The sequence below is a fragment of the Parasedimentitalea denitrificans genome (assembly GCF_011813015.1).
GTDB classification, from domain to species: Bacteria; Pseudomonadota; Alphaproteobacteria; order Rhodobacterales; family Rhodobacteraceae; genus Parasedimentitalea; species Parasedimentitalea denitrificans.
Map to the genome: position 1 here is coordinate 179729 of NZ_QHLQ01000007.1, position 6454 is coordinate 186182.

7 protein-coding genes and 2 tRNA genes are annotated in these 6454 nt (G+C 54.1%); 4 read left to right on the plus strand and 5 right to left on the minus strand.

The genetic code is table 11. The features are described 5' to 3' along the window. Nucleotides 1-23 precede the first annotated feature (23 nt). Nucleotides 24-980, plus strand: a complete 957-nt coding sequence (locus DL239_RS09605; RefSeq protein WP_167683786.1) for an alpha/beta fold hydrolase — start codon at nt 24-26, stop codon at nt 978-980. Between the two features lie 138 nt (nt 981-1118). Then, nucleotides 1119-1195 (plus strand) — tRNA-Met (locus tag DL239_RS09610). Between the two features lie 303 nt (nt 1196-1498). Here the strand turns inward: DL239_RS09610 and DL239_RS09615 are convergent. From DL239_RS09615 to DL239_RS09625, 3 genes are all read right to left on the minus strand, one after another. After that, complete coding sequence (locus tag DL239_RS09615; protein WP_439650862.1) at nt 1499-3289, minus strand: methyl-accepting chemotaxis protein; 1791 nt, start codon at nt 3287-3289, stop codon at nt 1499-1501. Nucleotides 3290-3394: 105 nt separating this feature from the next. Further along, nucleotides 3395-3799: a rhodanese-like domain-containing protein gene (locus DL239_RS09620; protein ID WP_167683788.1), complete on the minus strand. Its 405-nt coding sequence runs from the start codon at nt 3797-3799 to the stop codon at nt 3395-3397. A gap of 261 nt (nt 3800-4060) precedes the next feature. Further along, a tRNA-Trp gene (locus DL239_RS09625) sits at nt 4061-4136 on the minus strand. A 144-nt stretch (nt 4137-4280) separates the two neighbouring features. Between DL239_RS09625 and DL239_RS09630 the strand changes: the two genes are divergently transcribed. Next, a complete protein-coding gene (locus DL239_RS09630) occupies nt 4281-4979 on the plus strand; it encodes a lysophospholipid acyltransferase family protein (protein WP_167683789.1) in 699 nt (232 codons plus the stop codon). 4 nt (nt 4980-4983) lie between these two features. Here the strand turns inward: DL239_RS09630 and DL239_RS09635 are convergent, their stop codons facing one another. Further along, entirely contained in the window at nt 4984-5364 is a 381-nt protein-coding gene (locus DL239_RS09635) for an MAPEG family protein (protein WP_167683790.1), read from the minus strand. Nucleotides 5365-5413: 49 nt separating this feature from the next. On the opposite strand from DL239_RS09635, the gene DL239_RS09640 reads away from it, so the two are divergent. Further along, complete coding sequence (locus DL239_RS09640) at nt 5414-6214, plus strand: helix-turn-helix domain-containing protein (protein ID WP_206188409.1); 801 nt, start codon at nt 5414-5416, stop codon at nt 6212-6214. Nucleotides 6215-6353: 139 nt separating this feature from the next. Here DL239_RS09640 and DL239_RS09645 read toward each other — a convergent pair. Further along, the coding region (locus DL239_RS09645; RefSeq protein WP_167683792.1) for an EF-Tu C-terminal domain-related protein at nt 6354-6454 on the minus strand (101 nt) is incomplete at its 5' end.

A 6454-nucleotide genomic window follows, 5' to 3' on the forward strand; every position in this document is an offset into this window, starting at 1 on the left:
AAATACGGCGTGGAGCCAGATCTATGACAGTCCTGAATACTCTCGGCGTTGCATCGTTGGCAGCGACTACCGCCTTTCTCTCAGTGACACATCTGAAAACCCGCCGCCTGGCGCGGCAGGCAGAGGAGCTGGTGCCATCGGTCGGTAAATTCCAACCCGTTCCGGGCGGTGTGATCCACTACGTTGAAATGGGCCCTGCCGATGCCCAACCACTGGTTCTGATCCACGGGCTGTCAGGTCAGTTGCAGCATTTCACCTACGCCTTGGCTGACCTGTTGGCACCGGATTTCCGTTTGATCATTCTGGATCGTCCCGGATGCGGATATTCAACCCGTGACCACGATCAACTGGCTATTCTGCCCGAACAGGCAAGGATGATTCAGAGTTTTCTGGACATTTTGGAAATCGAACAACCGATCCTGTGTGGGCATTCTCTGGGCGGTGCCGTCGCCCTAGCTATGGCGCTGGATGCACCTGAACAAATTCGAGGCCTTGCCCTGCTGGCGCCGCTGACCCACCCGGTAGAGGAGGTTGGCGTCTTCAAGGGCCTAATCGTCCACACGCCATTTGTGCGGCGCCTGATGGCTCAGACGGTTGCTATCCCTGCTGCCCAACGCAACGCCACTGATATCCTGCAGCAGGTGTTTGCCCCGACCCCCTGCCCCGACGATTTTGCCATTCAGGCCGGAGCGGTACTGGGGATGCGGCCCAAAAGCTTTGTCACGGCCTCGGCTGACGCAACATTGGCCAGCGGGAATATAGCGCTGCAATCCGCCCGCTATGCTTCGGAGTTAAAGACCCCCGGCGCAGTGCTGTTTGGCGAACAAGACGCGGTGTTGAGCCCACAGATGAACGGCACCACGATGGAGTGTTTTGGGCTGCCCTGCGAGATGTTGCCCAATCAGGGCCATATGTTGCCGATTTGCGCTCCAGAGCAGTGCAATGCGTTCATTCGAGAGACCGCAGAAAAGCTGAAATAAGCGTTTTTCAACCTCCCCGATCCGATCCAACGCGGCCAGTTTTCAGGACTGTCAGAAAAAGAGACCTGAATACACATTTGCAGCGATTTATCTCTTGACCCCACCCCGTGAAACTCCTAAATCGCCTGCACACAGAGTGGCGGTATAGCTCAGTTGGTTAGAGCAGCGGAATCATAATCCGCGTGTCCGGGGTTCAAGTCCCTGTACCGCCACCAAAGATTCCTAAAAGACGAATACCTTCTTGCAAGTCGCAGATTGCGAGCCTGTTTCAGGTCGTAGGCTGTTGTTGCAAAAGTTCATGGGTATCGGAGTGTAACAAGCCGTAAGTGCAGTACACCACGTCCGTTCGACCCGTTGTGCGTTTCCGCGCCATTTCTGGTTGCCGATCAATGTTATCTACTTTGACGGCTGCACTGGTGGCCACATACCCGGGCCACCAGTATTTTTAGGTTTCTGTCTTCTGCAACACTCAGGGCCTTGGACACAGGCTCTGAGTATTCACTAGGGCAGGCAGACAGTTAGAAGTCATCCCAGCGATTTGCTTCTTTTGGAGCGTCGATGAACTGTGCTTCCAGCTCAGCCTCCATTGAACCATGCGCTGTTGGCATTGTTGGTTCGGCTGGAGTGAAAGGCACTGTGTTCGAGCTACCTTGGCCGGTGTTGAAAACAGACACATGTTGGGCCAATGCCGAGGCATCATTGCGCAGCAATTGACCCGCGGCGGTTGCTTCCTCGACCATTGCAGCGTTCTGCTGGGTCACTTGGTCAAGCTGAGACACACCGGTGTTGATTTCAGTCAGTGTGATCGCCTGTTCGGCAGCCCCGGCAGCGATACCTGAAATATGCTCGGAGATTTCGCCAACACGCTCAGTGATCTTCTTAAGCTCCTGACCGGCGCGTCCAACCAAATCAACACCCTGATTTACCTGATTGGCACTTTCCGAGATGAGGCTCTTGATCTCCATCGCCGCGTCCGAAGACCGCTGAGCCAAGGCGCGAACCTCAGATGCGACCACCGCAAAACCACGGCCGGCCTCACCCGCACGAGCGGCTTCGACCCCTGCGTTTAGAGCCAAAAGGTTGGTCTGGAACGAGATGTCATCAATAACAGTAATGATCTGCGAAATCTTGCTAGAGGATTCCTCGATCTGCGACATGGCGTTCACGGCGTTCGTCACAACTGTATCACTGTTTTCTGCAGTGGTTTTGGCATCCATTGCGATCGATTCTGCCTGACGCGCGCCATCCGCTGCTGACTTTACACTTACTGTCAGCTCTTCCATGGCAGCTGCCGTCTGCTCTAGCGTTGCAGCTTGGCTTTCTGTCCGGTGAGACAAGTCATCCGACGATTGGCTGATCTCTGTTGCACCGGCCTGAATGCGGGTAGAGTTTTCAACGACGGTGCCGATGATCTCCAGCATCTTTTGAACCGTGGTGTTGAAGTTCAGACGCAATTCTTCGTAGTTCGATGCAAAGGGTCTATCCAGTGTCCGTGTCAGATCACCTTCTGACAAGCTCTGTAGGCCTTTGCTCAGCTGTGCAACTACAGCCTCTTGCTGTTCCTGTTCAGCACGCTGTGCGTCTTCTGCAGCCTTACCAATTTGCAGCTGTTCTTTCAGCTCTTCCAGATGGCGGCCGATACGTCCGATTTCATCACCGCGTGTTTGATAGATTGGTTCGTCATCATAGGTTCCTTGGGCAATTCCTGAAATGGATTCGCCAACACGGGCCAGAGGAACGCCCATCAGGCGGTGCAGCGCAAAGGCAGACAGGGCAACAAGTGCCAAGAATGCGACAGACGCGACCCCGAGGGCGATCAGCTTACCTTGGCCCAAAGAAGCGATGTCGACTTCTGGGGTCCAAACGAAAGCAACAGATCCGACAAAGTTGTCACCAGAAGTACCCACTCTCGATGGTGCGGCGGTGATAAAGCCTGAGGCGTCACTTTGCATTTCACCGGCCTTCAGCGCGGCAGCAGCCAAGCCTGCGAGTGCGCTACGGTCAGCCTTGGATATAGCTCCTGATTCAGCAATCACTCCACCCTCAGAATCAAGTGCAACACCGTATGTAGCGCGACCCTGTGTCCGGGATAGTACCCCCTCTAGGCGGTCGGCCAGAGGACCGGTGTTTTTAAAGCGGATGGACCCACCGCTGGTTGATGCGACCTCGACCGTCATATTGCGGCCGAGGTTCTGAACGCCGTGAACGATCGAGCGTTCTTGCATCTTGTTGTTTGCGACAGTTAACAGTGCTGCCAGAGTCAAAGTACTCACGACTATTAACAGCATACACTTTACGAACAGGGACATCCTATTGAATAGTCCGGAGAATTTTGGCTCTTGCATTGTCAATCTGCCTTTATAGGTCTTAACGTCTATCTTGCTATCTATGGCCGCTAAAATAGCTGCCCGGTATTACTCGACGGGCAGACCAGAGGCTTGCCACTCAGGGAAACCATCACGAAGATAGTGGACAGAGGTGTAACCCCAGGACACAGCCATTTCGGTTGCTTGCGAAGAGCGCATGCACGAATGACCGTTGCAGTAGAAAACAACAGGTTCGGTTTTGGCGATGTGCTCAGCCAGTGTTTCTTCTGAAAGAGTTGTTTTTGAATCCAAATGGATGGCGCCGGGGATGCGACCAAGCTCAACGTCTGCTGGCTTGCGTACATCGATAAATTTCACACCGTTGCCAAACAGATCGGCTGCTGCTTCGATAGAAACTGTAGTGGCGCCATCAATACTGGCTGGCGAAACTTCCGCTGTCGCAACATTTGCGACCAGTAGGGATGCGGCGGCTAGGCTTGCTAAAATCTTCATTCTGTAACTTTCCAACTTTGTTCATACCGAACCAGAAATTACAGGCGCTACATTAAATTACAGTAAAACAAGTAACCTGCTAATAATTCGCCTTTTTCTCAAAATTTAACGTCCACCAACAACCCTTCGTCGATCCGTTTTATTGTGCTGTGACTATAGTTTAACTCGGCCACACCGATCAGGCTGTTTCCCTACCTGTTAGAGCAACGAACAATTAGCCGTTGTCCATGGAGACATTTCGATCTGCGAATGTGGTGGAAATGGCAGGGGCACCAGGGTTCGAACCCGGGACCTACGGTTTTGGAGACCGTCGCTCTACCAACTGAGCTATACCCCTGCAATGCGGCATGTCCTAAGCCAGCAGCAGGCGACTGACAAGAGGAAAAACAGTTTTTCTGAGACAGGCTCGTTAAGTTCTCTGCGCTGATCTTTGCGAATGCTCATGCATAGGCTAAGAGAAAGGCAAAAGAGGACCATTCGCTTGAGCCTGAGACGAAAAATTGCGGACAGCAACGCGTTTAACAATACTATCGAACGGTTGATCACCGGGTATGTGAAATTCTGTTACCGGACCTCGCGTTGGACCCGCAGCGGATTCGCCCCGATGGAGGAGCTGGTAGAATCAGGCAAACCGGTCATCATGGTTCTGTGGCACCAACGACTGGTGATGTCGCCCTATCTTTTCGATAGTTCCAAGGGGCGCATATGCACGTTGACTTCGGCCGCGCGGGCTGGCCGACTGGCCGGCAAAGTGCAAGAGCGGATGGGGTTTGACACAATCCCGATGTCCAGCCGCAAGCGCCATGTCGCGCTTTCGCGAGAGGTGCTGCGCCGTATCAAAAATGGAAGTTCGGTCGGGATAGCCGCCGACGGCCCCCGTGGGCCTGCGCGTGTGTCTTCTGGCGTACCAATCATCTGGGCGCGCAGTTCGGGGTGCAGAGTTTTCACAATCAGCTTTGCCCAAAAGCGAACCTTCAAATTGCCGACCTGGGACAAACAAATGTTCCCGGTTCCATTCTCGCGTGGTGTCTTGATGTGTGAAGAATGGACCGAGAATGTACCGCGCAAACCGACGCCAGAACAGGCCGAGGAGTTGCGCCTGAGCCTAGAGGTGGCACTGGACCGTATTACCGACGCCAGCGATGCGGCGGTGGGGCGTAGCAGCGCGCCACGCCCCTAATAGATCACGTCAGGGCCAGCCCCATCATGACAAGCCCAACAAAGCCCACTGAGTAAGCAGCAGAGCGAATAACGGGTACGGCCAGCAGATAAGCAGGCAAGTAAGCCAGACGGGCAAAAAAGAACACTGCGCCCCCTAGGCTGGCCTGTTCAACATTTACGTCAGACAATACAAGGGCCAGCACTGCTAGAACCGCAAATGGTGCCAGGTTTTCCTGAAAGTTACGGTGCGCCCGTTGCGCCCGTGCGTGTACTTTTGCCGGATCAGGATCGCCGTCGCGCGATCCTAGATAGGCCCCTACCCCAATTCGTGGCAGCAAAAACAACGAGGGCAAAAACAGGCCCGCATAATACAAAATCAACACCAGTAGAATCCAAGTCAGCATGAGAAGTCCTTTGCCTTTGTTATCCAGTGCAAGTTAGAAAAGTCGGGGAATGGCAACAATTCCCTTGGAGGGAATAGCAATGACTTCGTTTGGCCACGTCCTGAAAGACATCCGCGCTGCCCGTGGAATGTCGCAAGCCTCTCTGGCGCTGTCGTTGGATTCTACCCAGCGGCATCTTTCGTTTTTGGAAACCGGGCGTTCGCTGCCGACCTCATCATTCCTTGCGCGGATTTGCAGGGCGATGGACCTTAATATTGCGCAGCGGGTGAACCTGTACGAGGCCTCGGGGTTGGCCAATCCCTATACGCGGCGCGATATGGAATCTGACGAGATTCACGCCGCATTGGACATGATCGAGAAACGTGTGTTGGCAAACTGGCCCTTCCCCGCATTAGTGCTGGATCCGGATTGGAACGTGTTGCGCAGCAACGCGGTGTTTGACCAGATTTTCGGCGCCTTCATGCCGCAAGGCAATGAGCCTGCAAACCTGCTAGAAGTCATGATGAGCGAAATGTTTCAGGGGTTGGTCCAGAACTGGGATCAGGCTGCAGGCGTGATGTTCTACCGCCTGCAACGCGCCGCAACCCACAGTCCGCGTATCGCCAAAGTACTGCAGGCGGCGCAGTCTGAGGGGCGCTTTGCAGGGATGGAACAGCATTTGGGGGAACTCGGTGAAATCCCGATTTTCCTGCCTATACGCATCGCGCTTCCTAATGGGCCTGTCATGGAACTCAGCTCACTGCTCGGCAAGTTGGCCTCGTGTCAGGATGCCCTAATCGAAGGATTGGAAATTGAACTGATGGTGCCACTGGATGAACCATCAGAGCAAGCGATGCGCGCCGATGGTTAACCTGGCACCAACAACTCCAGATCACCGCTACCGTCCAGTTATAGAAATCAGTTCTTAGCAATAGAAAAAGGGCCGCCCTAAGGCAGCCCTTTCAAAACCTTGGTAAGTGGTGCGTGCAAGCACGCACCCTATGCCAAAATTATTCGACGATCTTGGAAACAACACCAGCGCCAACTGTGCGGCCGCCTTCGCGGATCGCAAAGCGCAGGCCCTGCTCCATCGCGATTGGTGCGATCAGCT